Origin of the sequence: Nocardioides okcheonensis (assembly GCF_020991065.1) — a bacterium.
In the GTDB taxonomy this organism is placed as follows: domain Bacteria; phylum Actinomycetota; class Actinomycetes; order Propionibacteriales; family Nocardioidaceae; genus Nocardioides; species Nocardioides okcheonensis.
In genome coordinates this window covers 2,111,553-2,136,057 of the sequence record NZ_CP087710.1, presented here as the reverse complement: position 1 = coordinate 2,136,057, position 24,505 = coordinate 2,111,553, and the positions used below count along the sequence as shown (strand labels likewise).

At 73.5% G+C, this 24,505-nt stretch carries 23 protein-coding genes; 13 read left to right on the top strand and 10 right to left on the bottom strand.

Annotated features, from left to right (window positions below):
- Nucleotide 1 precedes the first annotated feature (1 nt).
- Genes LN652_RS22035 through LN652_RS10305 form a run of 3 tightly spaced genes read right to left on the bottom strand, consistent with a single transcriptional unit; the run spans nt 2 to nt 3,292 of the window.
- Nucleotides 2-544, bottom strand: a complete 543-nt coding sequence (locus LN652_RS22035) for an acyltransferase (RefSeq protein ID WP_329958481.1) — start codon at nt 542-544, stop codon at nt 2-4.
- A gap of 28 nt (nt 545-572) precedes the next feature.
- Nucleotides 573-1,439: a glycosyltransferase family 2 protein gene (locus LN652_RS10310; RefSeq protein WP_230444572.1), complete on the bottom strand. Its 867-nt coding sequence runs from the start codon at nt 1,437-1,439 to the stop codon at nt 573-575.
- Nucleotides 1,436-3,292: an ABC transporter ATP-binding protein gene (locus LN652_RS10305; RefSeq protein ID WP_230444571.1), complete on the bottom strand. Its 1,857-nt coding sequence runs from the start codon at nt 3,290-3,292 to the stop codon at nt 1,436-1,438. The genes LN652_RS10310 and LN652_RS10305 overlap by 4 nt, the downstream gene beginning before the upstream one ends.
- A gap of 82 nt (nt 3,293-3,374) precedes the next feature.
- Between LN652_RS10305 and LN652_RS10300 the strand changes: the two genes are divergently transcribed.
- Nucleotides 3,375-4,457: a glycosyltransferase gene (locus LN652_RS10300; RefSeq protein WP_230444570.1), complete on the top strand. Its 1,083-nt coding sequence runs from the start codon at nt 3,375-3,377 to the stop codon at nt 4,455-4,457.
- On the opposite strand, the gene LN652_RS10295 is transcribed toward LN652_RS10300, so the two are convergent.
- Entirely contained in the window at nt 4,441-5,793 is a 1,353-nt protein-coding gene (locus LN652_RS10295; protein ID WP_230444569.1) for a glycosyltransferase 87 family protein, read from the bottom strand. The genes LN652_RS10300 and LN652_RS10295 overlap by 17 nt on opposite strands.
- 219 nt (nt 5,794-6,012) lie before the next feature.
- Between LN652_RS10295 and LN652_RS10290 the strand changes: the two genes are divergently transcribed.
- Entirely contained in the window at nt 6,013-7,236 is a 1,224-nt protein-coding gene (locus LN652_RS10290; protein WP_230444568.1) for a glycosyltransferase 87 family protein, read from the top strand.
- Here LN652_RS10290 and LN652_RS10285 read toward each other — a convergent pair.
- Together LN652_RS10285 and LN652_RS10280 are read right to left on the bottom strand one after the other, a co-directional pair.
- Nucleotides 7,185-7,835 carry a WbqC family protein gene (locus LN652_RS10285; RefSeq protein WP_230444567.1) on the bottom strand — a complete coding sequence of 217 codons (651 nt, stop codon included), beginning with the start codon at nt 7,833-7,835 and terminating at the stop codon, nt 7,185-7,187. The genes LN652_RS10290 and LN652_RS10285 overlap by 52 nt on opposite strands.
- On the bottom strand, nt 7,832-8,455 hold the full coding sequence (locus LN652_RS10280; RefSeq protein WP_230444566.1) for a PIG-L deacetylase family protein: 624 nt from the start codon (nt 8,453-8,455) through the stop codon (nt 7,832-7,834). The genes LN652_RS10285 and LN652_RS10280 overlap by 4 nt, the downstream gene beginning before the upstream one ends.
- A 90-nt stretch (nt 8,456-8,545) precedes the next feature.
- On the opposite strand from LN652_RS10280, the gene LN652_RS10275 reads away from it, so the two are divergent.
- Both LN652_RS10275 and LN652_RS10270 read left to right on the top strand, forming a co-directional pair.
- Nucleotides 8,546-9,754, top strand: coding sequence for a glycosyltransferase family 4 protein (locus tag LN652_RS10275; RefSeq protein ID WP_230444565.1), 1,209 nt, complete (start codon nt 8,546-8,548; stop codon nt 9,752-9,754).
- Between the two features lie 64 nt (nt 9,755-9,818).
- Complete coding sequence (locus tag LN652_RS10270; RefSeq protein WP_230444564.1) at nt 9,819-11,738, top strand: DUF6541 family protein; 1,920 nt, start codon at nt 9,819-9,821, stop codon at nt 11,736-11,738.
- 10 nt (nt 11,739-11,748) lie between these two features.
- Here LN652_RS10270 and LN652_RS10265 read toward each other — a convergent pair whose 3' ends face one another.
- Genes LN652_RS10265 through LN652_RS10250 form a run of 4 tightly spaced genes read right to left on the bottom strand, consistent with a single transcriptional unit; the run spans nt 11,749 to nt 15,631 of the window.
- Nucleotides 11,749-12,813: a glycosyltransferase family 4 protein gene (locus LN652_RS10265; RefSeq protein WP_230444563.1), complete on the bottom strand. Its 1,065-nt coding sequence runs from the start codon at nt 12,811-12,813 to the stop codon at nt 11,749-11,751.
- On the bottom strand, nt 12,810-13,694 hold the full coding sequence (locus tag LN652_RS10260; protein WP_230444562.1) for a glycosyltransferase family 2 protein: 885 nt from the start codon (nt 13,692-13,694) through the stop codon (nt 12,810-12,812). The genes LN652_RS10265 and LN652_RS10260 overlap by 4 nt, the downstream gene beginning before the upstream one ends.
- Nucleotides 13,694-14,623 (bottom strand): glycosyltransferase family 2 protein, encoded by a 930-nt coding sequence (locus LN652_RS10255; RefSeq protein WP_230444561.1) that lies wholly within the window; start codon nt 14,621-14,623, stop codon nt 13,694-13,696. Before LN652_RS10255 ends, LN652_RS10260 begins: the two co-directional genes overlap by 1 nt.
- A 9-nt stretch (nt 14,624-14,632) precedes the next feature.
- Nucleotides 14,633-15,631 carry a MauE/DoxX family redox-associated membrane protein gene (locus tag LN652_RS10250; protein ID WP_230444560.1) on the bottom strand — a complete coding sequence of 333 codons (999 nt, stop codon included), beginning with the start codon at nt 15,629-15,631 and terminating at the stop codon, nt 14,633-14,635.
- Between the two features lie 176 nt (nt 15,632-15,807).
- Between LN652_RS10250 and LN652_RS10245 the strand changes: the two genes are divergently transcribed.
- The 9 genes from LN652_RS10245 to LN652_RS10205 all read left to right on the top strand — a co-directional run bounded on the left by LN652_RS10245 (nt 15,808) and on the right by LN652_RS10205 (nt 24,501).
- A complete protein-coding gene (locus LN652_RS10245; RefSeq protein WP_230444559.1) occupies nt 15,808-16,422 on the top strand; it encodes a hypothetical protein in 615 nt (204 codons plus the stop codon).
- A gap of 125 nt (nt 16,423-16,547) precedes the next feature.
- Complete coding sequence (locus LN652_RS10240) at nt 16,548-17,342, top strand: hypothetical protein (protein ID WP_230444558.1); 795 nt, start codon at nt 16,548-16,550, stop codon at nt 17,340-17,342.
- 105 nt (nt 17,343-17,447) lie between these two features.
- A complete protein-coding gene (locus LN652_RS10235; protein WP_230444557.1) occupies nt 17,448-18,125 on the top strand; it encodes a hypothetical protein in 678 nt (225 codons plus the stop codon).
- A 41-nt stretch (nt 18,126-18,166) separates the two neighbouring features.
- Entirely contained in the window at nt 18,167-19,510 is a 1,344-nt protein-coding gene (locus LN652_RS10230; protein ID WP_230444556.1) for an MFS transporter, read from the top strand.
- Between the two features lie 96 nt (nt 19,511-19,606).
- Nucleotides 19,607-20,365 carry a hypothetical protein gene (locus LN652_RS10225; RefSeq protein ID WP_230444555.1) on the top strand — a complete coding sequence of 253 codons (759 nt, stop codon included), beginning with the start codon at nt 19,607-19,609 and terminating at the stop codon, nt 20,363-20,365.
- Nucleotides 20,366-20,421: 56 nt separating this feature from the next.
- Nucleotides 20,422-21,993 (top strand): hypothetical protein, encoded by a 1,572-nt coding sequence (locus LN652_RS10220; protein ID WP_230444554.1) that lies wholly within the window; start codon nt 20,422-20,424, stop codon nt 21,991-21,993.
- 99 nt (nt 21,994-22,092) lie between these two features.
- A complete protein-coding gene (locus tag LN652_RS10215) occupies nt 22,093-22,893 on the top strand; it encodes an ABC transporter ATP-binding protein (RefSeq protein WP_230444553.1) in 801 nt (266 codons plus the stop codon).
- The gene (locus tag LN652_RS10210; RefSeq protein ID WP_268932249.1) at nt 22,890-23,702 is read left to right on the top strand and encodes an ABC transporter permease; all 813 of its coding nucleotides are present in this window, start codon (nt 22,890-22,892) and stop codon (nt 23,700-23,702) included. The genes LN652_RS10215 and LN652_RS10210 overlap by 4 nt, the downstream gene beginning before the upstream one ends.
- Nucleotides 23,703-23,736: 34 nt before the next feature.
- Complete coding sequence (locus LN652_RS10205; protein WP_230444552.1) at nt 23,737-24,501, top strand: MerR family transcriptional regulator; 765 nt, start codon at nt 23,737-23,739, stop codon at nt 24,499-24,501.
- The last annotated feature ends 4 nt before the right edge of the window (nt 24,502-24,505 follow it).

Sequence of the window (24,505 nt, the reverse complement as noted above, 5' to 3'; positions counted from 1 at the left end):
CTCAGCCGCCGACCGGCCGCGCCGGCACGCCCACCACGGTCTGGCCCGGCGCGACGTCGCGGGTGACGACCGCGTTGGCGCCGACGGACGCCCCGTCCCCGATCGTCACCCCGCCCAGGACGATGGCGCCCTGTCCGATGAAGACGCCGTTGCCGATCGTGATGGGCCCGGTCGCGCGGACCTGGTGCCGGTCCGCGCGGTCGTGGTCGCCCGAGGTGATGAGGGCGCCGAAGGCGACGACGCAGTCGTCCCCGAGGGTGATCGGGTCCGTCGAGGCGATCTCGACGCAGCGACCGAAGTTGGCGCGGTCGCCGATGGTGATCCGGCTCTGGTCGTGCTCGCACTGGAGCCAGACGTCCTCGAAGATGGCGCACCCGGAGCCGATGTGCATCTGCTGCGGTCGCCGGATGATGTGCGGCCGGACGATGACGCTCCCCTCGCCGAAGCTGCCGAAGGCTCGTCGGTAGAGGGTGCGCGACACAAGGCTGCTGCGGTGCCACCGCAGGGAGGGCGGCGCTTCCACCAGGCGTCCGAGAACCGTCACGGGTGTCACTGTAGTGACGCGACCACGCTCACGGGGCCGGACTGCCCAGGCGCCGCGCCTCGACGAGCTTGCCCGCCTCGAAGGCCATCACCGTCAGCCACATCCGGCGCTGGTCGGCGGTGCCGCGCCAGGGGAAGCCCTTGAGCAGGAGCAGCTCGTGGTGGATCCGGCGGGGCACGGACTTGGGCACGACCTCGGCGGGGCGGAACTTCGCGTAGAGGGTCGCGGTGCCGCGTCCCGAGTTGTACTGCTGGCGCAGGACGCCACGCAGGTCGGTGCGGATCCGGTAGTGCACGAGGGCGTCGGGGAGGTAGGCGAAGGTGTGGCCGAGGTCGGCGGCCCGCCAGGCGAAGTCGATCTCCTCGGCGCCGGCGGGGTAGTCCTCGTCGAACCCCCCGACGGCCGCCCAGACTCCTCGCCGGAGCCCCACGTTGCCACCGATCCCGTAGGTCCGGCCCTCCCAGGTCTCGAAGAGGCCCGCGGTGCGCTCGTCGATCGGCACCCAGGCAGCGGAGCGTCCCGACAGGCGCGAGGTCTCGACCGGTCCGCTGACGAGCGGGTGGTCGTCGAGACCGTCGGACATGGTCCGCACCCACCCGGGGCTGACCACGTCGTCGGCGTCGCAGATCAGGATCCGGTCGGTCCGGGCGTGCTCGATCCCGACGTTGCGGGCCACCGACACCCCCTGGGCGCGCGAGGCGTCGACGAGCCGGACGTCCAGGCGGTCGTCCCACGCCGCCACGGCTCCCGCGAGGTCGTCCGTGGAGCGGTTGTCGGCCACGACGACCTCGAACGGCGGCGCGTCGACCTGCGTGGCCAGGGCCTCCAGCTGCTGGCCGATGAGGTGCGCGGCGTCGTAGGTCGGGATGACGACCGAGCAGACGGGCACGCTCACGCGTCCGCCTGCGCGCCGGCCGTCGTCGGGGTGAGCTGGCCGAGCTCCACCAGTCGCGCGAACTCGGCGTTGTCCGCGGCGACCTCGTCGAAGGTGCCGACGGTCGCGACCCTCCCCTGCGACATGAAGACCAGCCGGTCGCTGTGCCGGACGGTCGAGAGCCGGTGGGCCACGATGACGATGGTCATCGTGCCCTTCAGGCCCTCGATGGTCTCGGTGAGCCGGCGCTCGGTCTCGTTGTCCAGCGCGGAGGTGGCCTCGTCGAGCACGAGCAGCCGCGGACGACGGTAGAGCGCCCGGGCGATGCCGATCCGCTGGCGCTGGCCGCCCGAGAGGCGGACGCCCCGCTCGCCGACCTCGGTGTCGAGGCCGAGGGGGAGCGAGCGCACGAGGTCGCTGAGCTGGGCGCGCTCGAGGGCCTCGTCGAGCCGGGCCTCGTCGACCTCCTCGTCGAAGGCGATGTTGGCGCGCAGCGTCTCGTCGAGGAGCGTCACGTCCTGCGGCACGACGGCGAGCTGGCGCTGCCAGTCGGGCAGGTTGTCGAAGATGCTGGTGCCGCCGGCGGTGATCGACCCCGCGGCCGGGCGGTGCAGCCCGAGCAGGATGTCGACGAAGGTCGACTTGCCGGCGCCGCTGGAGCCGACGATGGCGATGGTGCGTCCCTGCGGGACGTCGAGGTCGACGCCGCGCAGCACGTGGTCCTCGGGCTGGTCGGCGTAGGCGAAGGTCAGGCCGCGGACCTCGACGTCGCCGGTGGGAACGACGTCGGTGACCCGCGCGGCCGCCTCGGCGTTGCGCTCGTCCTGGAGCGCCCGGTTCTCCTGGACGACGTGGGCGAGCGGGGCGCGGGCGAACCGGATGCCGGCGAGGGCGTTGATCAGGCGCACGGCGCTGGGCAGGATGCGCGTGCCGGCGGCGGTGAAGATGCCGATCAGGGTGAGGCTCTCCCCGGACGAGCTGGTCGAGGACGCGCCGATGGCGAGCAGTCCGACGCCGACGATGAAGACCATCTCGAGGAAGTACTTCGGGACCTCCGAGAGCCACGACGCGGTCGCGCCGGCCCGCGCCCCCATGTCGCTCGCCTCGGTGAAGGTGGCGACGAAGGGCCCGTGCGCCTGCCTGAGCTTGATCTCCTTGACGGCGGTCAGCGCCTGGAGCGACGACTTCGACACCGCCTGCGAGGCCTCGAGGTTGCGCTGGCTGGCCTGCAGGATGCGCGGCCGGATCACGCGCTGGACGACGAGGCCGGCCAGGCCGAAGTAGACGAGCGCCGCGAGCGTGGCCACGGGCGACACGAACAGCAGCGACACGAAGATGAAGCCGATGGTGAGCACCTCGGTGAAGAAGCCGAGGGTGGCGGTGAGCCCGCTCGTGTAGCCGAGCCCGACCGCACCGCTGACGGTCCAGAGCTTGTCGGAGGTGTTCTTGGTGAGGTGCCAGGCGTAGGGCCCGGTCAGGTAGCCCTCGAGCAGCCTGGCCTGGATGGCGACCTGGTTGTGCGCCATGAAGCCGAGCTGCCACCACCGGAACACCAGCGCGAAGAGGTCCTTGACCACGAACGCCCCGACGATGATCAGCGCGAGGACTCCCACCAGGACGCGGTCGCCCGGCTCGCCGAGCAGGCGGTTGACGACGCCGAGCGCTCCGGAGTCCCGGTCCTGGTCGGTGATGTACTGCATCATCGGCAGCATCGCCACGACGCCGAGGGTGTCGAGGAGCGAGAGCACGATGGAGCCGCCGCCGGAGAGCAGCAGCTTGCGCCGGGTCTCGTCGGTGACCAGCTCGCCGGTCCCGGGCGGGATGCCGAGCAGGCGTGCCGCGCGCTCGACGGGGCCGCCACGGAGGTTCAGCACCGAGTTCCCTCCTCCAGGACAGACATGGCTCCCATCCTGTCATCCGGGATCGCGGTCCACCCGGGACTGGTTGAATCGGCTCGTGATCCGGATCATGGCGCCCGACCTGCCCTCGCCGAGCGGTGGCATCAAGGTGATCTACCGCTACGTCGAGCACCTGTGCGCGCTCGGGCACGACGCGCGGGTCTGGCACGGCACGCTGGGCTTCGCCTACGAGTCGTGGGGATCGACCGCCCCGGTCGACACCGGGACCGAGCTCGACTTCGCGGCCGGGGACGTGCTGGTGATGCCGGAGACGGGCGGCTCGAAGTGGAGCTTCCTGTCGCAGGGGGAGCCGGTCGTGATGCTGTGCCAGGGCATGGACTTCGTGTTCTCCGACAGCGACTTCCTCACCGACGTGCCCGGCGCCTATCCCGGCTGGCCGCAGGCCACCGCCGCCCTCACCGTCTCGGACGCGATCCACACCTTCCTCGAGCGCGCCTGCCACGACGGCTTCCCGCTCCACGACGTGCCGGTCCAGATCGAGGACTGGTTCGAGCCCCGTCCCAAGGAGCGCCGGATCGCGCTGATGCCGCGCCGGCGACGCGAGGACCTGCTCGGCGCGGTCCAGCTCGTGCGCCGCTCGGGTCGTCTCGACGGGTGGGAGATCGTGCTCATCGACGGCATGACGCAGCAGCAGGTGGCCGAGGAGCTCGGCCGGGCCGCGATCTTCCTGTTCGGCGCCGAGCGGGAGGGGGTCGGGCTGCCGGGCGCCGAGGCGATGGCGTCGGGCTGCTACGTCGTCGGGTTCACCGGCGACGGCGCCAAGGAGTACATGCTCCCGGAGCACGCGTCGGTGATCGCCGACTCCGACGTCGTCGACATGTGCGACCGGACCCTGGAGGCGATGGACTGGTTCGACCACGACCGCGCGACCTTCGACGCCCGAGCCGAGGCAGGACGCGCGTGGGTGCGGTCGCGCCACAGCGCCGAGCTCGTCCGCTCGCGGCTCGACGAGGCGTTCGCCGCCATCACCGCCGAGGGCTCGCCGTCGCTGCTGCCCCACGCGGTGCGGATGCAGCACTACCAGGCGCACGCGCCTCGCTACGGCGCCGCCGGACGGGCGTACGTCTCCGCGAGGCGCCTGGCGCGACGCACGGCCGACAGGATCACCGAGCGCGGCTGACCGGATCGGTCGCGGTCGGTGGCTCCGGCGCGGGCGAGGCGCCGCGCGCCTCGGCCGCCCGCCGGCGCGCGCGCAGGAGGACGAGGACGACGACCAGGCCCTCGGCGGCGAGCCGCAGCGCGATCGAGGACCAGTAGGTCCGGTCGATGCCCTGCTCGGGCGTGGTCATCCCCCGGATGTAGAGCCACGTCGCCACGTAGTGCCAGGTCTCGGCCGCCGCCACCAGCAGCACCAGCCGGTGGGACCTGGTGACGACCAGGAGACCGAGGACCACCCAGAGCGAGTACTGCGGCGAGTAGACCTTGCCGAGGGCGAAGAAGACGAGCAGGAACACCAGCGACAGCTCGGCCAGCGTCGGCTCGATCCGTCGGGTCCACGTCAGCGCGGCGAGTGCCAGCCACGTGAGGAGCATCCCGGCCGCGAGCACCAGGCTCAGCGTCTCCGCCCCCACCGGGTGGCCGACCATGCGCAGCGCGAGCCACGCCGAGCCGAAGTAGGAGGGCCGGTCGGCGTTGCTCGTCCAGAACTCGCTCCAGGCGTCACGGTCGGAGAGGAGCAGCGGCGCGTTCGCCAGGGCGGTGACGACGACGAACGACGTGAGGACCGGCGCGAGGGCCCGACGCGAGCCGGGGCGCGCGAGCAGGATGACGGCCGCTGCCAGCAGGACGAGCGGGAAAAGCTTGGCGGCCGTCCCGAGGGCCACCCACGTCCCGAGGAGCGCGGGCTGTCGGCGTTGCCAGGCCACGAGTGCGAGCACGGCGAACGCCAGGGCGACGACGTCCCAGTTGAGCGTCACGGTGAGCACCACGAGGGGCGCGACCGCCACCCACGACAGCCGGTCGCCGACCGTCCAGCCGGCCCGCCAGGCCGCCGCCAGCGCGACGAGCACCGCGACGAGCAGGCCCGCGCAGCTGAGGAGGAAGAACGTGCGCTCCTCCGCGGCCATGCCCGGCAGGTCGTAGGTGCCCGCCTCCGTCAGCATCCGGCGGTCGCGGAGCTCGGACTGCGGGATCCCGCGCACCAGGTGGGTCAGGTGCGCGCTCGCCTCGATGAAGAGGTTGACGACGGGCGGGTACTCGAGGTCGCGGTAGCCGGGAAGCAGGTGGCCGAACCATCCGAAGTCGGCGGCGAGGCCGCGCCCGACGTAGAAGAGCGGGATGTCGCTGTAGCACTGGGTCGTCGCGAGGCGGTCGGTGTCGGCGCCGCCGCGCAGGCACGGCAGCTTCGTGAGCGCCGAGACCGTGGTCAGGACCGCTGCCAGCCCCCACCACACCCACGGCACGCCACGACGACGTCGCACGCTGCTCACCCCGGCCGCCGGCCACTCCCCCTGCATGCGGTGAGGTTAGTGAACGACCGGCGCCGGTGAACGCCTCGGACCCACGCGCAGGGTCCTGGCACGGGACTGCCCCGGACACGTGCCGACACCTGCGGGGCCGCCCAGGTTGCCCCGCACGGGTCGTCGTCGGCGATGATGACGACGATCCCGCACGGCGGGGTCCGAGTCCTCGGTGCTCGAGGAGCGCCCGACCCACGCACGACCGGAGGATCCCACGTGGACGCGGCACGGACGGCACGGCGCCTGCCCGGGAGAGGTCTGGCGCTGCCGCTCGCGCTGGTCCTCGCGGCGCTGTGGGCGGTACGCCACATGGTCAGCGACTGGAGGCTCGCCGCCGACGCGGACGTGGGACCCGCGGGTGACATCGCCGTCTACATCGGCGCGATCGACGCCCTCGACCGCGGCGAGGCGCTGTACGAGTTCACCCTGGACGGCGGACGGTACGGCTTCACCTACCCGCCGTTCGCAGCGATCGTGCTGCGCCCGCTGACCTGGCTCGACCCCCGGACGACCGGCCTGCTCTGGCTGACCCTCTGCATCGCCGTGGCGGTCGCGCTGGTGGGGCTCGTCGTCTCGTCCCGCCCGTGGCCGGTCGCGGTCGCGGCGAGGCTGGCGGTGCTCGGCTTGGCGGTCGGGGCCTTCCTCGGGTCGGCGCAGGTCCAGAGCGACCTCGTCACGGGGCAGGTCAACCTGGTGCTGGCCGCGCTGGTCGTCCTCGACATCGGCCGCTACGTGCCCGACCGGGCGCGGGGTGCGCTCGTCGGGCTCGCCGCGGCGGTCAAGCTCACCCCGATGGTGGCCTGGGGATGGTTCGCCGTCACGCGGCAGTGGCGTGCCCTCGCCACCTCCGTGGCGACCTTCGCGGTGTGCGGCGTGCTCGCCGCCGTCGTGATGCCGTCCGAGACGCGGACGTTCTGGACGCAGGCCGTCTTCGAGACCGAGCGCGTCGGCGACGTCGAGCTGCGCTTCAACAGCTCCGTGATGGGGGTCCTCGCGCGGTCGGGCGTCGACGGGACGGCACGCACGGTGCTGTGGCTCGCCGTCGGCGGCGTGGTGGTGCTCGCCGCCTACTGGCACGCGCAGCGGGCCCGGCGCGCGGGTGACCACGTCGCCGCGGCCGTGCTCATCGGGTGCGCCGCGGTGGTCGCCACCCCGGTGGCGTGGCCGCACCACCAGATCTGGCTCCCGCTCGCGGGGATCGTGCTCGCCACGCGTGAGCAGTGGCTGCCGCGCGTCGCCGGGCTGCTGGTCGTCGGCTTCGCCTACCTCCACACGCCGGTGATCCGCTGGTCGGACGCCCACGGGGCGGGCTGGCTCCTCGACAACGTCGACGCCGCGATGCTCCTCGGCGTCTGCCTGGCCGGGCTCGCGCCCGGGAGGCCCGCCGCTCAGGCGGGCGCCGAGACCTCGCGCGCGACGACCTCCATCGGGTCGTCGTAGTCCATCAGGACGGTGACGATCGAGTCACCGGTGGTCTTGAGGTGGTCGGAGAACTCCAGGCCGATGCCGAGCTCGCGGAACTTCGCCTGCGCCTCCTCGCCGAGGTAGTCCTTCGCGCCCGTCCCGGACAGGTACGACGTCGCGCCGACCATCTGCAGCTGCTCGAGCACCCGGTCGGCCGCCTTCTCCTGCGGCGGGTCGGTGACCACGACCTCCGTCGTGATGCCGAGGTAGTCGCGCATCGCGAGGATCAGCTGGTGGTTGATGTCGGCGAGGTTGTGGGAGTCGACGGCGTGGACCATCGCGAGCACGTCGGGCCCGCGGTCCTTCCAGTGCCGCGCGCCGCGGTAGCGGCCGGTGATGGAGCTCTCGAGGTGGTCCTGCCAGCCCGGCTTCACGATCGTCTCGTTGATCGGGATCAGGTGCGGCTTGGTCTCCAGCGGCAGCGTCACCCACGACTCGCGCATCATCACGCGCCGCTGCACCCAGTGCTTCTGGAGCTGGTCGTGCACGGCGAGCACGAAGCGGTCGCTGTGGAGCATCTTGAACCAGAACCCGGGCCAGGGGAGCAGGTCGGGCTGGTGGATGGCGACCCTCACCGGCGCACCGTCCGCACCAGCGCGTACTGCTCGGCGTAGGGCACGAGGCGCACCTGCCCGAGGGCGCCGGCGATCTGGCGCACGCTGTTGATCGGGTGCACCTCGGTGGGGATCTCCGACTGGTAGGCCTGGCAGGCGGCCTCCTTGGCGGTGATGTGCTCCTCGGTAAGCGCCTCGAAGACGTTCCACCGCAGGTCGGTGGGGTAGAGGTTCACGTCGTAGACGGCGATGTCGTAGACGTAGACGCTCGGCGGGAACCAGTGGTCCAGCGACATCGACACCCGGCACGACCGCATCCCCGCCTCGTAGACCGCGATGTGGTCCTGGTGCAGCGAGGGGTAGGGCAGGTAGAGCTCGTCGGGCTTCAGGTCCGCCATGATCGCGTCGATCGCGCCGACCATCTCGGTCATGTGCTGCGGGGTCTCGCCGTCCGGGAAGCCGAGGACCTTCGACTCGCCCACGCCGAGGATCCGCATCGCCTCCGCGTGCTCGCGGGCCCGGACCTCGCCGCTGTCGGTCATCACCACGACGACGCACTCGTCGGGGTGCTTGGCCATCAGGCCGCCGCAACCCATGGCCTCGTCGTCCATGTGGGGGGCCAGGATCAGCCGCGTCGTCATCTGAGCTCCTCCGGTCGCATCGCCGCGAAGTCTAGGCGGCACGGGCGTCGCGGGGACGCCGATTCGCGCCGGTCTGGGAGGATGCGACGCGTGGGCAGGCCTCGGGTGGTGCTGATCAGCATGTACGTCGGCCACGAGGGCGTGCCGCACGCCGGCGGCCGCTACCTGCTCGAGCTGCAGCGGCTCCTCGACGCCGAGACCGACCTGACCATGCTCACCGTCGGCAACCGGCTCAACCGCGAGGTCGCCACCAGGCCGGGCGTGCCGAGACGCACGCTGCTGCTCGGGCACGAGACCGGACGAGGCGTGGTCGGCAAGGTGCTGAACCGCCTCGCCCTGGTGGCGGACACGACCTGGCGGCACCGCCGCGATCCCGGCATGGCATCCGCCGCGTTCCTCGTCGGGCTGCTGCGCTCTCGCGACGCGCGGGCGGCGGTCCGCGCGGCCGACGTCATCGACCTGCAGTACTCCGAGTCGATCCGCCTCGTCCGGCTGCTGCGGCGGCTCAACCCGCGCGCGCGGATCACCGGCACCTTCCACGACGTGATGAGCCAGTCGTTCTCCCGCGAGCCGCAGGACACCCCGGAGGACCGGGCGTACTGGCAGGGCGTGGCGGCGCGCTCCCGCCGGCACGAGGCGGCGATGGTGCGCCGGCTCGACGAGGTGCTCGTCTTCAGCGAGAAGGACGCCGAGCTGCTGGGCGGCCCGCCGCACACCGTGGTGCACCCTCCGCTGTCGGACGGCTCGGAGCCGCGGCACCCGGCGGCCGCGCGACCGGTCGTGGTGGTCGTGTCCTACCTCGCGCGCGACGAGAACGACAAGGCCGCGCTCTGGACGCTGGCGCACGTGTGGCCGCGGGTCCTCGAGCAGCGGCCCGACGCCGAGCTGCGCCTCGTGGGCGGCGGGGCGACCGACCGGCTGCGCGAGCGCGTCGCCGCGCTGCCGCCCGGCAGCGGGGTGGTGCTCACCGGTTTCGTCGACGACCTCGACGCGGAGTACGCCGCCGCTGCCGTCGCGCTCGTGCCGGTGCTGCAGGGGGCGGGCGTGAAGTTCAAGACCGTCGAGGCGCTCTGCCACGGCGTGCCGGTCGTCACCACGACGGTCGGCGCCGAGGGGATCGACGGCGGCGACCTCTACGCCGGGCTGGCCGACGACCCGGAGGCCCTCGCGGACGCGCTGGTCGCGGTCCTCGGTGCGCCCGCGGACGCGCAGGCGAGGTCGGACCGCGTGCAGGGGTGGGCGCAGGGGACCTACGGCCGCGACCGGTTCGAGGAGACGATCCGCGGCACCTGGGGCTGAGGGGACGACCGGGCGATCGGCACTCCACCTGCGCGGGCCGAGCCGACCTGACACCCTGTGCGCCATGGATCCCTCGACCTCGGTGGCCTGGTCCGGGGCCGTTGCGCCGGTCGTCGTCGCCGGGATCCTCCTGCTGGCTCCGGGGCTGGCGCTCGCGAGGGCGCTCGGGCTCGACCGGTACGACGCGGTCGGTGTGTCCGCTCCGCTCGGCCTCGCCGTCCTGGTCGTCGCCGGCGCCGCGACCGATCTCGCAGGGGTCGCGTGGTCGCCGGCGGTCGGTGTGCTCGTGCTGGCGCTGCTCACGGGCCTGGGCGGGGTGTCGGCCCGCCTCGTGACCCGACGGGGTCCCGACCCGGTGCCCTCCGGGAGCGGACGGTGGACGGTGCTGGGGTTCGCCGTCGGCGTGGGAGTCGCCGGAGCGGGCACCGCCTGGAAGATCGTCCGGGGCACCTCGACCCCGGACGCCGTGTCGCAGATGCCCGACATCCAGTTCCACCTGCAGGCCGTCGACCAGCTCATCCGGCTCGACAGCGCCAGCCCGCTGCGGTCGGGGGACGTGTGGTTCTACGACCCGATCGGCTACCCGGGCGGGTTCCACAGCCTGGCTGCCACCGTGGCGCAGTGGACGGGCACCGACGCGGACGTCGCGTCGCACGCCACACTGCTCGTCTGTGCGGCCCTCGTCTGGCCCCTGGGCATGGTCGCCCTGGTCCGTCGGGTGGTCTCGGCGAACGCCTGGGTGCTCGCGTCCTCCGGGGCGCTCGCCCTGTCCCTGGCCTACGCACCCGTCGCGCTCATGCCGCTGGGCGGGGTCTGGGCGAACCTCGTCGCCGCGTCGATGGTGCCGGGGGCCCTCGTGCCCCTCGCGCTCGCCTGCATGCGTCCCGACCCGCCACCGGTGCGCGGCCTGGTGGCAGCCCTGCTGGCCTCGGCGGTCGCGACGGCCGCGGCCGCGCTGGCGCAGCCGAACGCGGCCTACACGATCGCGGTGCTGGGCCTCACCCTGACGGCACCGACCGTCTGGTCCTGGGGGCGACGCTGGGCGTTCCTCCACCTCGCAGCAGTCCTCGTGATGGTCGTCGCGTGGGTCGTGCCCCGGCAGCAGGCGATGCTCGACGTGCCGGTCGATCCCGACCTGTCGGTGCGGCGCGCCGTTCTCGTGCTGCTCAAGAACGGTGACGTCCCGCTCTGGGCGGGTGGTGTCCTCGCCCTGCTCACTCTCGGCGGCGTCGCGGTCGCCGTGGTGAGCCGCGGGTGGAGGGGCATCGCCTTCGCCTGGCTCGTCGCCTTCGGGTTCGCGTTCCTGTTCGAGCTGAGCGACCTGCTGCCCGTGGCCTACCTGACCTGGCCGTGGTGGTCCGGCTACGGACGCATCGTCTACATGCTGGGCGTGGCGGCCGTCCTCGCGGGCAGCGTCGCGGTGGTCCTCGTGGTCGACAGGCTCGGGCGCGGACCGGCGTGGGTGCCCGTCGCGGGTGGGGTGGTCCTGCTCGGCGTCCTCCTCGCTGCTGCTGCGCCCGCGACCCGACAGGGCGAGCAGGCCGTCCACGACACCTACGCGCCGGCCGACCGCCGCGCCTACTACGTCACCGACGCCGAGCTGGTCGAGCTCCGCTCGCTCGCCGACGGCTTGCCTCCCGGCAGCACCGTCGCCGTGGACCCCTTCGCCGGAGGCACGTTCCTCAACCTCATGGGAGCTCGCACCGTCCCGATCGGGCCGTTCTACGAAGGCACGCCGGAGACCGACCTCGTCGACGCGCGGCTCGACGCAGCGGCCTCCGACCGGACGGTGTGCGACGCCGTCGCCGCGCTCGGGATCACCCACGTGCTGACCGGCGGCGACGAGGTCCGCTACCTCTCGTGGCTGCACCCGACCTACGAGGGCATCGCGGCCGTGCCGGGGAGCACCGGCTTCACGCGCGTGGCCGCCGTGGGCGACTTCGAGGTCTACGCGGTGCCGCCCGCGTGTGCGTCCCGCCCCTGACCGTGACGCCTCAGACGAGTCCGCGCCGGACCATCACGTCGGCCAGCTCGGTCCACATGTGCCGGGCGTTGAAGCGGGTCTCCACGCTGCGCCTGGCCGCGGCGCCGAGCCGCTCGCGCTGGGCGGCGTCGTCCCGCAGCTCGGTGAGCACGGCCCGCCACCCGCTCACGTCGCCCTCGTCCACCAGGCGCGAGTCGACGCCGTCGGTGAAGTAGTCGCGCATCGCGCGGGTGCCGGTGACGGCGACGCAGGCGCCGGACGACGCCGACTCCAGCGCCACGCTGGACCCGGTCGGGTACGCCAGGTCGCGGGTCGGCACGACCACGACCTGGGCGCGCTGGAGCAGCCGGCGGTAGTCGGTCAGCGGCACGGTGCCGTGGACCCGCACGTTGTCGGGGACGTCGAGGTCGGCGAGGTTCTCCGGCTTGCAGACGACGTCGAGGACCAGGTCGGTGCCGCGGACGGCGTCGAGGAGGGTGCGGTAGTCGCGGCCCCGGTCCTGCCCGACCGCCAGCAGCGCGATGTCGCGCGGACCGTCGCCCGGGACGTAGAACTCGTGGCTGACGCCGTAGGTCACCGGGAAGAGGCGGGCCTCGTCGATGCCGAGGTCGGTGAAGATCCCGGTCTCGTGGCGCGAGAGGTGGCTGATCAGGTCGGCGCCGTCGAAGCGGCGGGCGAGCCGTCGGCGCTGCTCGGGTGGTGCGGAGCGCAGGTCGTCGGCGAGCCAGCACGACCAGACCACCAGCGGCGTCGACCCGAAGGGCGGCACCTTGGCCCGGCGCAGCAGCGAGGCGGCCGCTCCCTGCTGCTCGAGCAGCGCGAGCACGACGTCGGCCCGACGCGCCTCGCCGGCGCCGCGCAGCGCCCGCTCGACCGGGAAGCCGGCCCGGTGCTCGACCACGTCGCGGACCTTGCGCCAGGGAGGGCTCTCCGCGCGCCGGGCGCCCACGAGCGTCCAGCCCCCGTCGGCGAGCGCGTCGACGCCGTAGGGCAGGGGAGCCGGCACCTCGCCGGCGCGGAACCGCCCGCCCCACGTCCCGAGGTCGTGCTCGGACAGGACCAGTGCGCGCGTCATCGCTCTCCCCGGATCATCGACAGCTCGGTGCGGGCGACCTCGAGCGGGCGCACGTCCCGGCCGGCCGCGCGTCGGCCGGCGTTGACCAGCAGGTTGACCCCGGTCGCCACCGCGAGCCCGGCCTGCAGGCGCCGCTTCGTGCCCCACTTGTCGGCGTAGCGCAGCTCGCCGTCGACGAGCCAGCGGCGTCGCGACGCCGACGGGGACGAGCCACCCCCGGCGTGCACGACGACCGGCGTGCCGAGCGCCACGGAGCGCACGCCCCGCTCGCGGAGCCGTCGCTGGAGGTCGATCTCCTCGGAGTTCATGAAGAACCGCTCGTCGAAGCCGCCCACCGCGCGGAAGTCGGCGAGCGGGATCCACATCGCGGCGCCGACGACCCAGTCGACCTCGGCCTCCGCGCCGTGCGCGCGGACGTCGTGGCCGACGGCGCGGTGCCACGCCGTCGTCCCGCGCCAGCGCGCCAGCGGCGTCAGCCACGCGGCGACCTGGTGCCGTACGCGGGGGAAGGCGCGGCCGGTCCACGCCTCGTGCCCCGCCTCGTCGACCACGCGCGGCGACAGCACGCAGCGCGGCCGGCGTCGCGCGGCGGCCACCATGTCGGCGACGAAGGTCTGCCCGACCGCGAGGTCGCTGTTGAGGACGAGGATCGCCTCGCCGGACGCGACCGCGGCGCCGCTGTTGACGTTGGCCCCGAAACCACCGTTGGTCGTGCGGCGGACGACCTCCACGCCGTCGACGTCGGGGAAGGGGGTGGGGGAGGCGTCGTCGGCGACGACGACGCGGACGGGATGGGTCTGGCCGCGGAGCTGCTCGAGCAGCGCGAGCGTCGGCGCGGGGTCGCCGTGGTGCGGGACCACGACCGTGACGTCGTGGGTCATCAGATCGCCCCGTCGGTGGTGCCGCGCCGGTGCCCGGCGCGGGCGGCGGCGTCGATCGCGAGCGCGACCACCCGTGCGGAGACGGCCCGCGGGACGACCCGGGCCAGGGCGTCGACCGCGGAGCCCAGCGCGCCGGCCCGCCGCTCGCCGAGCACCGCGGAGAGCAGCGCGACGGCACGCTCCCACGTGCTCGCCGGCCGGCGCGGGCCGACGGGGAGTCCGTGCTTGGCCTCGAACCTCCGGCGGGCCGCGCCGGAGTAGAAGGCGCGCTGCAGGCGCATGGCCGTCGTCGTGGCCGCGATCCGGTGCTCGGTCTCGAGCGACGGCACGAGCGTGATCGGGACGCCTTGCTGCTGGAGCCGGTAGCCCCAGTCGACGTCCTCCCAGCCGTAGGCGCGGAACCCCTCGTCGTAGGGCCCGACCCGCTCCCAGTCGCCCCTGCCGACCGACACGTTGCCCGCCCAGTAGCGCCACGTCTGGTCGGGCGCGACGGAGTACGCCTCCTCGCGGAACCGGCGGTCCCACGCGCGTCCGTAGACCCGGGCGTAGGTCGTCTCGGGGTAGACATTGCGGTAGAGCCCGACCGCACCGACCCGTCCGGCGGCGTGGGCGGCGGCGTGCGCCGCGAGGTAGTCGGGCCCGGGGACCAGGTCGTCGTCGCAGCGCACCAGCACCTCGCCGCGGGCGGCCTCGAACCCGGCGTTGAGGGCGGCCGAACGACCGCGGTTCTCCGCGAACGCCACCACGCGGACCGGCAGGTCGCCGGCGTGGCTCGCCACGACCTGCGCCGAGCCGTCGACGTCGCCGTCGAGGACCACCACGGCCTCCCAGTCGACCCCGTCCTGGGCCCGCAGGGCCTGCAGGAGCACCGGGAGCCGGGCTGCTCCGCCGCGCGAGGGCACGACGACCGAGACGAGGGGGGAGGTCACCCGACGATCCTAGGAGCCGGCGGTGCCGTCGGGTGCCGGTTCGTCCGCGAGCTCGGCGATCACGTCGTGCACGAACTCCTCGATGTGGCGCTCGCCCGCGACGGGGCCGCCGGCCATCAGCCCGTCGGCGCCGAGCAGCACGGCGCCCGGCGTGCCGACCGAGAAGACCCGGCGCACGTTGAGCTCCGGCTCCCACGCCGCGAGCTCCGGCGCGTGCTCGGTCGCGGCGACGGCCGTCCCGCGGTCCGGGTAGACCGCGACGACACCCACCGCGGGCGCCAGCCGACCGGCCCAGCCGTCGAGCTTCTCGGCGGTCCGCACGCACGGCCCGCACCCGGGGTTGAGCACCACGACCAGCCTGGCCTGGCTCCGGGAGAGCTCCACGAGTGTCGTGGCGGTGCCGTCGGCGAGGGTCAGCGCACCGAACGGGATCGCCTGGCGCTCGTAGTCGAGCAGCTCGGTGTCCGGCTCGACATCGTCCCCGGGCCCGCCGACCACCAGCGCGGCGACGACCGCCGCGGTCGCCGCTGCCGCCAGCGTCCACCACCCGTCCCCGTCGAGGCCGGCCACGGCGGACGGCGCCGAGCCACCGTCGAGGGCGAACCCCAGGACGACCGCCGCCAGCACGCTGAGCACGACGTTGCGCCCGGCCGTGGTGCGGTCGACCCGGTGCCGCCCGATGCTGCCGAAGCACGAGCACGTGACCGGCTCGTCGAACCCGAGCGCACGCACGACCAGCGCGGTGTAGGCCAGCAGGAGGACGAGCACCGCGCCCGCCACCGGGACCAGCCAGCCTGCCGGCGCGAGCAGCAGCAGGGCCGCGAGCGCGAGCTCGGCCCACGGCAGGACGCCGGCGGCGAGGTCGGCCGGCACGAAGCGCGGCACCCGCAGCGCGGTGAACGCATCGCGCGTGGCCCGCCGGTCGCGCGCCTTGGCCGCGCCGCTGGCGACCAGGACGCCGACGAGCGTCAGCACGACCACGAGCGCTGCGAGCGGTGCCGGGGTCATGGCCGCATCGTAGGTGGGCCGGCGGGGCGGACCGCGCGAGGCCGCGACGGGTCGGCCGCGAGGGCGATGTGTAAAGAAATACACAAAACGTCAACAACGTGTCGAGCGCTCCTTACTCTCGTACTACCGAATGCGTCGTCCTGAGCCGCGTTCACGATCGAACAGGAACCTCGGCCATGGCCGAAGCCGCTGAAAGGCTCATCCCCGAGCTGTCCCGCCGCAGCGTCGTCCGCGGCGCCGCCTGGACCGTCCCGGTCGTGGCCGTCGCCACCACCGCTCCGGCCTTCGCCGCGTCGGCGATCCCCTGCCCCGTGGTCCCGCCGTCGAGCCAGTGGTCCGCGACGACGATCACCAGCGGCACGCCCTCGTCGAAGGTCGACGGCTACGCGTGGGACACCGCGGCCGACAAGTGGATCGTCTACAAGGACAACGCCTCGTCGAGCACGACCGCGATGGTGCTCGCCACGACGAGCCCGCCGTTCGCCGTGGTCCCGGGCTCGACCAACGCCGGTTCCTTCACCTTCTACTGGCAGTACGGCAACGGCGCGGCGTCGCAGAGCGCGCAGGGAACCTTCGAGGTCCTCCTGAACGGGTCCACCGTGCTCACCACCCTGACCCGTCCCGGCACGACGCAGGCGTTCACCACGCAGGCGATCAGCTTCGTCGCACCGGCGGGCTCGTCGACGGCCACCCTCACCTACCGCTACACGATCGAGCCGCCGGCCGGGAAGCCGGCGAGCGACGACATCGTGGTCACCAAGGTGGCCTTCGGGTCCTGCACGGTCCACTGACCGGCGCCCCTTCGGCAAAATCTTGGCGGTGGCACCGCAAAGAGTCCTTCTGTAACTGAACCGTGGCGTTCGGCCTCCTACCTTGGGAGCAAGCTCGCGTGGGGCGAGCGCCTGGGGGGGACGACATGACCGAGACCATCACCGACCGCGGAATGACGACGACTCGCCGCACGCTCGTGCGCGGAGCCGCTTGGAGCGTGCCCGTCGTGGCGGCCGCCACCGCGGCGCCGGCCTACGCCGCGTCGCCGTGCGACTCCCTCGCCGGCACGGTCGACTGGGGCAACACCGGTCGCTACGTCCGCTCGGGAGCGACCAGCGCCACCTACACGATCCCCGACCCGGACGGATCCGGTCCCGGTCAGCCGCTGACGCTGACGGTCTCGGTCGTCGAGACCGGCTCGAACGTGCAGCTCGGCTCGCAGGTGGGGGTGAACGACAACCTCAGGACCGACACCGGCGTGGGTGGCTCCTCCAACACCGTGGCGAGCCTGACCCTCCACCAGTCGCCGGTGCGGGACGGCAACAAGGTCAACACCTGGACCACCTCGTCCAACCGCTCCATCACCCGCTTCACGTTCTCGCGGCCGGTGACGAACCTCGTGTTCACCCTGCGGGACATCGACTCCGCCGCCCGGGACTTCCTCGACGCGATCGCGATCGTGGGTGCGTCGTTCACGCCCACCATCGCCAACCCGACGCTGATCACGGGCAACGGCTCGACCGGCAACCCCCTGCGCTCTGCCGGTGCCAACGCCCCCGTCGACAACAGCTCGGCCGACGGCAACGTCACCATCTCCATGCCGAGCGCCACGTCGTTCGACGTGTACTACTGGAACCTCTCGGACACCTCGAGCAACCAGATCGACGGCGACCAGAAGGTGTTCATCTCCGGGTTGTCGTTCGGCTGGAAGCCCTGCTGACGCCGACGCCCACGCCGGATCAGCGGCAGCGTGACTCGACACGGCTGATCGTCCACCCCCTACCCTGATCGGTGAAGGAATCCCCTCACCGCTCGGAGTGGTGGCATGGACGAGGTCATCAGCACGTCCCGTCGGAGCCTCGTGCGCGGAGCCGCCTGGAGCGTCCCGGTGATCGCGGCGACCACGGCCGCCCCGGCCTTCGCCGCCTCGCCGTGCCCGGCCGTGACGCTGGCCTGGGCGTCGCTGGGCAACGGCACGACGTTCAGCAGCACGACGGTGGGCGGGGTCGTGGTCACGCTGGCCGTCACGGGCCAGACCGGCGCCGCCAACAACCGGACCGTCTCCACGACCGCCACGGGCGGCCAGACGAGCAACCTGCGCTTCTACAGCACGTCGGCCGACGGCAGCTCGCAGACCGCGACGATCAGCTTCACCCGCGACGGGAAGGCGGTCAGCGTGCTCAACCTCGGCTTCTCGTTCCTCGACATCGATTCGGGCGGCAACAGCTGGAACGACAACGTGTCGGTCGGCACCGGCGGCTTCGCGTACGTGATCGCGAACACCACCTACGTCCGCGGTGCAGGCACGGTGGCCAGCCCGTTCCGCGCGAACGGCAATGACACCTCGTCCAACACGCAGGGCAGTTCGACCAACGGCAACGTCGCGGTCAGCTGGTCGTCCGCGGTGTCGTCGGTGTCGTTCACCTACATCCAGTCGCTGGCTGCCGCCGGGTCGCCGTTCATCGGCATCTCGAACCTGTCGTTCCAGCCGGTCATCTGCTGACGCAGGAATGAGGCGGGCCGCCGGGTGGTTGTCACTCCCCGATGACCTCCACGAGTGCCGCCCACCCCGACACCGCCGTCCCGGCTGACGACTCCCGCCGGGTCGCGACGCTGCTCGGGCTGCTGTTCGGCCTCGCCGGGATGGGGTCCTCGAGCGCCGCGGTGACGCTGCCGCTGCTCGGTCCCGACCTGGGCGTCGGGCCCGGGCTCGCCGCCTGGACGATCAGCCTGTACGTCCTGATGCTCGCCGTCACCACGGCGCTCTACGGCCGGATCTCCGACCTTGTCGGCGTCCGCGCACCCCTGCTCGCCGGGCTGGTGCTGATGTCCGTCGGCGCCCTCGTCGCCGCCGTCGCGCCCACCTTCGAGGTGCTGCTCGGTGCCCGGGTGGTGCAGGGTGCCGGCGCGGCAGCCGTGCCCACCCTCGGCGTCGCGATCCTCTCCGCGCGCTACGACGGCTCGGTGCGCGGACTCGCGTTCGGCCGGCTGGCGGGCACGGCGGCGGCCGTGAGCTGCCTCGGCCCGCTCGTCGGCGGCCTGGTCGAGTCCGTCGGCGGCTGGCGGGCGGTGATGGCGCTGCCGGTGCTCGGCGCGCTCGTCGTCCCGTTCCTCTGGAACGCCCTGCACACCGGCGGCAGCGGAGCCCGCCTCGACGTCGTGGGCGCCGTCCTGGTCGCCCTCACCGCCTCCGGGGTGGTGCTGCTGGTGCAGTCGCCGTCGGCCGGACTGGTCGTCGCGGGCATCGGTGCGGTCCTGCTCGTGGCTGGCGTCCCGGCCGTGCGCGCCTCCGTGCGCCGTCGCCCGGACGGGTTCCTCCCCGTCGAGGTGGTCCGCAACCCGGTGGTTATCCGCAGTGCCGTCGCGGCCGCCGCGGTGCCCGCCTCCTGGTTCGCGATGCTCATCGCGATGCCTGCGGTGCTGCTCTCCCACGGGTGGGAGGCCTGGCAGGTCGGGCTCGCCATGGTCCCGAGCGCCCTCGTCGCGCTGCTCGTGCCCCAGGTGACCGGGCCGCTGCTCGACCGGATCGGTCCCGCGCGGGCGCTCGCCATCGCCGGAGTGGTCGCGTCCTCGGCCCTGCTCGTCGCGGCGCTCGGCGCGTTCCTCGTCAGCGCTGCGGTGCTCGTGGTCGCGATCGTCTTCGTCACGTTCGCCTTCGGGCTCGGGCAGCCGGCCCTCAGCGCGGCCGTCGGCGACGCCGTCCACGAGGAGGTGCGGGGCGTGTCGCTCGGCGTCTCCACGCTGCTCTTCCTCGTCGGCGGCAGCATCGGGTCGGCCGTCGTGGCCGGGCTCGGCGGGACGGTGGGGATGTCCGGCGCGCTGCTGGTGCTGGCGGTCCTGCCGCTGCTGGGGCTGCTGGTGCTGGCGCCCACGCTGCGCCGCGCCTGACGGGCACCGGCCCCCGGCGGCGGGCATTGGTCCGGCCCGCTAAAGTAAAGAACGATCAACACGCAGGAAACTCGGGACCCTCGTAGGAGATCGTTCGTGCCGTCGACCCCTGACACCCCCAGGACCACCCGCCGCAGCCTCGTGCGCGGCGCCGCCTGGAGCGTGCCGACGATCTCGCTGGTGGCCGCGGCGCCGGCGTTCGCCGCCTCGCCCTGCGACCCGCAGACCTATCGCATCGACTGGGGCACCACCCCGTACACGCCGCCGGCGAGCCTCACCGCCAACCCCAACTCCGGCACCGCGGTCGTCGCGGGCAGCGCGGGCGGCCAGACCATGAACGTGACGTTCGCGAGCACGCTCGGCGGCACGGCGACCCGCTTCGACTCCAACCTCACCGTCCTGCCGACCCTCAACATCGGCGGCCTCGGCGCCAACGAGCGCGGGCTGGCGATCCGCTCGACCACGACCAGCACGGTCAACGCCAACCGGCAGACGATCACCGTGACCTTCGCGCGCGCCGTGAGCGCGCTGAGCTTCACCATCGTCGACCTCGACCTGGCCGGGAACTTCTGGGACAGGGTCAGCCTGAGCCCGCAGCCCACGCGCTACACCCGGGCGCCCCTGGTCGCCGGCGTCGGCAGCCTGGGTGCCGAGACGACGACCGAGACCGGGGCGTTCCGCTACACGGGCCCCTCGGGCGGGCTCGACGACACCAGCGGCGCCGGCAACGTCACCGTCACCTACAGCGGCGGCGCGTCGTTCCGGACGTTCGACCTCATCTACTGGAACGCGGGCACCCCCGGCCCCCAGGGCATCCTGCTCAGCGACTTCACCTTCACCGCCAACGGCTGCTGAGCCCGCGCCACGGATCGGGTCCGCCGGTGCCCTCGTCCGTGACAGACTCCGGGCCCGTGGGGGACACGGTGCGGGTGACGTCGGCGCGCGCGGCGGCGGGTGACCACCGGCAGCGCTGGCTGGTCGCCGTCCTGCTCGGGGCGTCCCTCGGCTTCTGGGGACTCGTGCTGAGCCGGTCGATCCTGTCCGTCGACGACATGGGCTTCATCGTCCGCGGCAGCGGGCTCCACACCGTCGGCGACGTGAGGGCGATGCTGCACCACGACGTGGTCGTGCAGAACGGGCGCATCGCCGACTCGGTGTTCTCCCTCGTCGCCTCGGCGGGCGAACCGGCGGCCCGTGCCTACGTGGCGCTCGCCTGCGCGCTGCTCGGCGGCTCGACCTTCGTCTGGCTGTCGCTCCTCGTGCCGCGCGCGACGGCCGCGCGGCTGCCCTGGTTCGCCGTGCCGGTGCTCGCCGCGGTCACGCCGTTCGTGCTGCTCGGGCTCGACCGACGCCTGATCGGCCAGCTGGTGCTCTTCGGCGCCGCGTCCTCGGGCTACGCCACCGGACTCTTCCTCGTCACCGTCGGTCTGGTCCCGGTCGTCCGCGCGGTGGCGGGGGATCCGGTCGCCCGCGGCTGGGCCGTCGCGGCCGCGGTCCCCCTGGTGATCGGGACGCTCTTCCACGAGGTGCTCGCCGGCGTCGTCGCCGGTGCGGTGGTCGCGGCCGCGGTCGTCGCGGTCCGGCGGCCCGACCAGCGGCGGCGCCTCCTGCCGCTGCTCGTGGCACCCGTCGTGGCCGTCGGGTGCAAGCTCGCGACCCCCGGTCTGTGGAGCCGTGCGGTGGACTCCGACCAGCGCCAGGCGGCGGAGGAGTCCCTGCTGGCCCGGGCCGACCTCGCCCTCTCCTTCATCGTGCTGGCGCTCGTGCCGCTGCTCGGCTTCGTCCTCGCCTCGGTCGTGCTGTGGTCCGTCCGGCGCGGGGTCGCCCCGAGGACCCTCCTCCCGGCCGCGGGCGCGGTGGTGCTGCTCGCGGTGGTGAGCGTCGGCCACCGGGTCACCGGTGGCTACCCCGTGGCGGGCGTCGTCGTCCTGGTCGCGGCCGGCGTCGCCGTGTGCGCGGCCCGGGCCGCGCGCCCGGCACGGGTCGAGCCCGGCGACGTCGTGGTCCTGGGGGCCGTGGCCGGCGGGCTCGCCCTCCCGGTCGCCGGCGGCCTGCTCCCCGGTCGCGCGTGGTTCTTCGCCGAGTACCTCCTCCTCGTGCTGGCGGTGTCGCTGCTGGCCCGGACGGTCGCCCGCGAGGGCGCACGGCAGCCGCACGGGGACTCCGCGGTCTCCGGGACGTGGCTCGCCTCCGCCGCGCTCCTCGGCGCCGGACTGGTGACGGCCCCCGCGCTGGCCTTCGAGATGCTCGACAAGGTCGGCGACAACCACGCCTGGATCGCCCACGTCGAGGCCGAGGTCGACCGGCAGCGGGTGGACGGAGCCGTCGAGATCCCCTGGACCTACCCCTGGGACGACATGCGGCCGTCCTTCGCCCTGGACTCCGACCACGCCGACTTCGAGGGCCTGGCGCGCGCGTACTTCGGCATCGACGACGACGTGGAGGTCGTGTGGACGGGATCGGTCGACTGGGCGGGACGCTGAGCCAGCGACCGCCCGGAGGACGGCGGCCGAGCCGTCCCCCGGACCCGTGGGCACGCAGCGCTTGACCCTGACGCAGCGTCAACGTCGCACGCTGCTGCCATGACAACGACACCAGCCATCGAGGTCGTCGGGCTCACCAAGTCCTACGGCGACCACCACGTCCTGCGCGGCGTGGACCTGACCGTCGGCCGCGGCACCGTCCACGCCCTGCTCGGCAGCAACGGCGCCGGCAAGACGACCGCCGTGCGGATCCTCGCCACGCTGCTGCGCGGCGACGCCGGGACGGCGCGGGTGGACGGGCACGACGTGGCCACCGACCCCGCACGCGTACGGGCCTCGATCAGCCTCACCGGGCAGTTCGCCGCGGTCGACGAGGTGCTCACCGGTCGGGAGAACCTGGTCCTCGTCGCCCAGCTGCGACGGGTGCCCGACCCGACCGCGACGGCCGACGCCCTGCTCGAGCGGTTCGACCTCGTCGAGGCGGGTCCGCGGCGGGTCGCGACGTACTCCGGCGGCATGCGCCGTCGCGTCGACATCGCGATGAGCCTCATCGGCGACCCGCCGGTGCTGTTCCTCGACGAGCCCACCACCGGGCTCGACCCCCAGGCGCGCAACGACGTCTGGCGCACCGTCGAGGAGCTCGCCGGGCGCGGGACGACGGTCCTGCTGACCACGCAGCACCTCGAGGAGGCCGAGCGGCTCGCCGACCGGATCTCGATCCTGCACGAGGGACGCATCATCGCCGACGGCACGCTCGCCGACCTCACGCGGCTGCTCCCGCCCGTCACCGTCGAGCAGGTCGAGCGCCAGCCGTCCCTCGAGGACGTCTTCCTCGCCGTCGTCGGCCGCCCCGCCGCCACCGCCACCACCGCCCGGACCACCGGAGGAGCCGCGTCATGAGCACCCGCACCGACACCCGTCCCGCCCCGACCGCCGCGGCGTCGCCGAACGGCCACCTGCTCGGCGACACCCTCGTCCTGACCCGTCGGTCGCTGCGGCACGTGCTCAGGAGTCCCGACACGATCATCACCACCGCGGTGACGCCCGTCGCGATGCTGCTGCTGTTCGTCTACGTCTTCGGCGCGGCGATCGACACCGGCGGCGACGGCGCCTACGTCGACTACCTCCTGCCCGGCATCCTGCTCGTCACCGTCGCGTCGGGCATCGCCTACACCGCGTTCCGGCTCTTCACCGACGTCTCGGGCGGCATCTTCGAGCGCTTCCGGTCGATGCCGATCGCCCGCTCGGCGGTGCTGTGGAGCCACGTGCTGACCTCGGTGGTCGCCAACCTGGTCTCGCTCGTCCTGGTCGTGCTGGTGGCGCTGCTGATGGGCTTCCGCTCCAGCGCCGGCCTCGCCGCCTGGCTGGCCGTCGCGGGGATCCTGGTGCTCTTCACCCTCGCCCTGACCTGGCTCGCCGTGATCCCGGGCATGACCGCGACCTCGGTCGACGGGGTGAGCGGCTTCTCCTACCCGCTGATCTTCCTGCCGTTCGTCAGCTCGGCGTTCGTGCCGACCGACGGCATGCCGGGCCCGGTGCGCTGGTTCGCCGAGCACCAGCCGGTCACGCCGATCGTCGACACGCTCCGCGCCCTGCTCGCCGACCGGCCGGTCGGCGACGAGGGGTGGACGGCGGTGGCCTGGTGCCTCGGCCTGCTCGTCGTGGCGTACGCCCTCGCGATGCGCACCTACCGCCGCCGCACGGCGTGAGCCGGCGCGGACCGACCTGGGGGAGGATCGGGTCATGCTGACGATCAGCCAGCTCGCGGCCTACGCGGGCGTCACCGTCCGCACGGTGCGGCACTACCACGCCAAGGGGCTGCTGCCGGAGCCCGAGCGCGACCACTCGGGCTACCGGCGCTACGACGCGGGCGCGGTCGTCCGCCTGGTCCGGATCCGCACGCTCGCCGACGCCGGGGTCCCGCTGTCGCGGGTCGAGGAGCTGCTCGGGGCGGGCGAGGCGGAGTTCGCGGCGGCGGTCGACGACATCGACCGCAGGCTGCGCGCCGAGATCCGCGAGCGCCAGCGGCACCGGGAGCGGATCGCCCGGCTCGCGGCCGGCGAGAGCCTGGCCCTGCCGCCCGCCGCGGTGACCTACCTCGAGCGGCTGCGCGCGGTGGGCGTGCCCGAGGAGATGGTCGCGGCCGAGCGCGACGCGTGGATCCTGGTCGCCGCGCAGATCCCGGACCGGATGGCCTTCTACATGGACATGAAGACCGCCCAGCTCGAGGACGAGCACGTGCGCGAGCTCTACCGCGAGCTCGCCGAGGTGATCCGCTGGGACGCGGACGACCCGCGGCTGGACGTCGTCGCGGGCGACCTGGCCGACCAGCTCGACCAGGTCCCGCCCGAGTCGTGGGGGGAGCAGATGCTGCCCGCGGACCTCGCCGACCTGCTCGACTCGGTCTTCCTCGCGTCCGTGCCCGGGGCGCGTCGCGTCCTGCGCGCGCTCGAGCGCCGCGGCTACGAGGGGTGGACCAACATCCGACGCCTCGACCGGGTCGGCTGACGCG

What these genes read in the sequence shown, in the direction of transcription:
- LN652_RS10265 (WP_230444563.1), bottom strand. Translation starts at nt 12,813, where the DNA reads ATGACGCGCGCACTGGTCCTGTCCGAGCACGACCTCGGGACGTGGGGC.
- LN652_RS10205 (WP_230444552.1), top strand. Translation starts at nt 23,737, where the DNA reads ATGCTGACGATCAGCCAGCTCGCGGCCTACGCGGGCGTCACCGTCCGC.
- LN652_RS10230 (WP_230444556.1), top strand. Translation starts at nt 18,167, where the DNA reads ATGACCTCCACGAGTGCCGCCCACCCCGACACCGCCGTCCCGGCTGAC.
- LN652_RS10235 (WP_230444557.1), top strand. Translation starts at nt 17,448, where the DNA reads ATGGACGAGGTCATCAGCACGTCCCGTCGGAGCCTCGTGCGCGGAGCC.
- LN652_RS10270 (WP_230444564.1), top strand. Translation starts at nt 9,819, where the DNA reads ATGGATCCCTCGACCTCGGTGGCCTGGTCCGGGGCCGTTGCGCCGGTC.
- LN652_RS10215 (WP_230444553.1), top strand. Translation starts at nt 22,093, where the DNA reads ATGACAACGACACCAGCCATCGAGGTCGTCGGGCTCACCAAGTCCTAC.
- LN652_RS10295 (WP_230444569.1), bottom strand. Translation starts at nt 5,793, where the DNA reads ATGCAGGGGGAGTGGCCGGCGGCCGGGGTGAGCAGCGTGCGACGTCGT.
- LN652_RS10280 (WP_230444566.1), bottom strand. Translation starts at nt 8,455, where the DNA reads ATGACGACGCGGCTGATCCTGGCCCCCCACATGGACGACGAGGCCATG.
- LN652_RS10260 (WP_230444562.1), bottom strand. Translation starts at nt 13,694, where the DNA reads ATGACCCACGACGTCACGGTCGTGGTCCCGCACCACGGCGACCCCGCG.
- LN652_RS10210 (WP_268932249.1), top strand. Translation starts at nt 22,890, where the DNA reads ATGAGCACCCGCACCGACACCCGTCCCGCCCCGACCGCCGCGGCGTCG.
- LN652_RS10250 (WP_230444560.1), bottom strand. Translation starts at nt 15,631, where the DNA reads ATGACCCCGGCACCGCTCGCAGCGCTCGTGGTCGTGCTGACGCTCGTC.
- LN652_RS10240 (WP_230444558.1), top strand. Translation starts at nt 16,548, where the DNA reads ATGACCGAGACCATCACCGACCGCGGAATGACGACGACTCGCCGCACG.
- LN652_RS10245 (WP_230444559.1), top strand. Translation starts at nt 15,808, where the DNA reads ATGGCCGAAGCCGCTGAAAGGCTCATCCCCGAGCTGTCCCGCCGCAGC.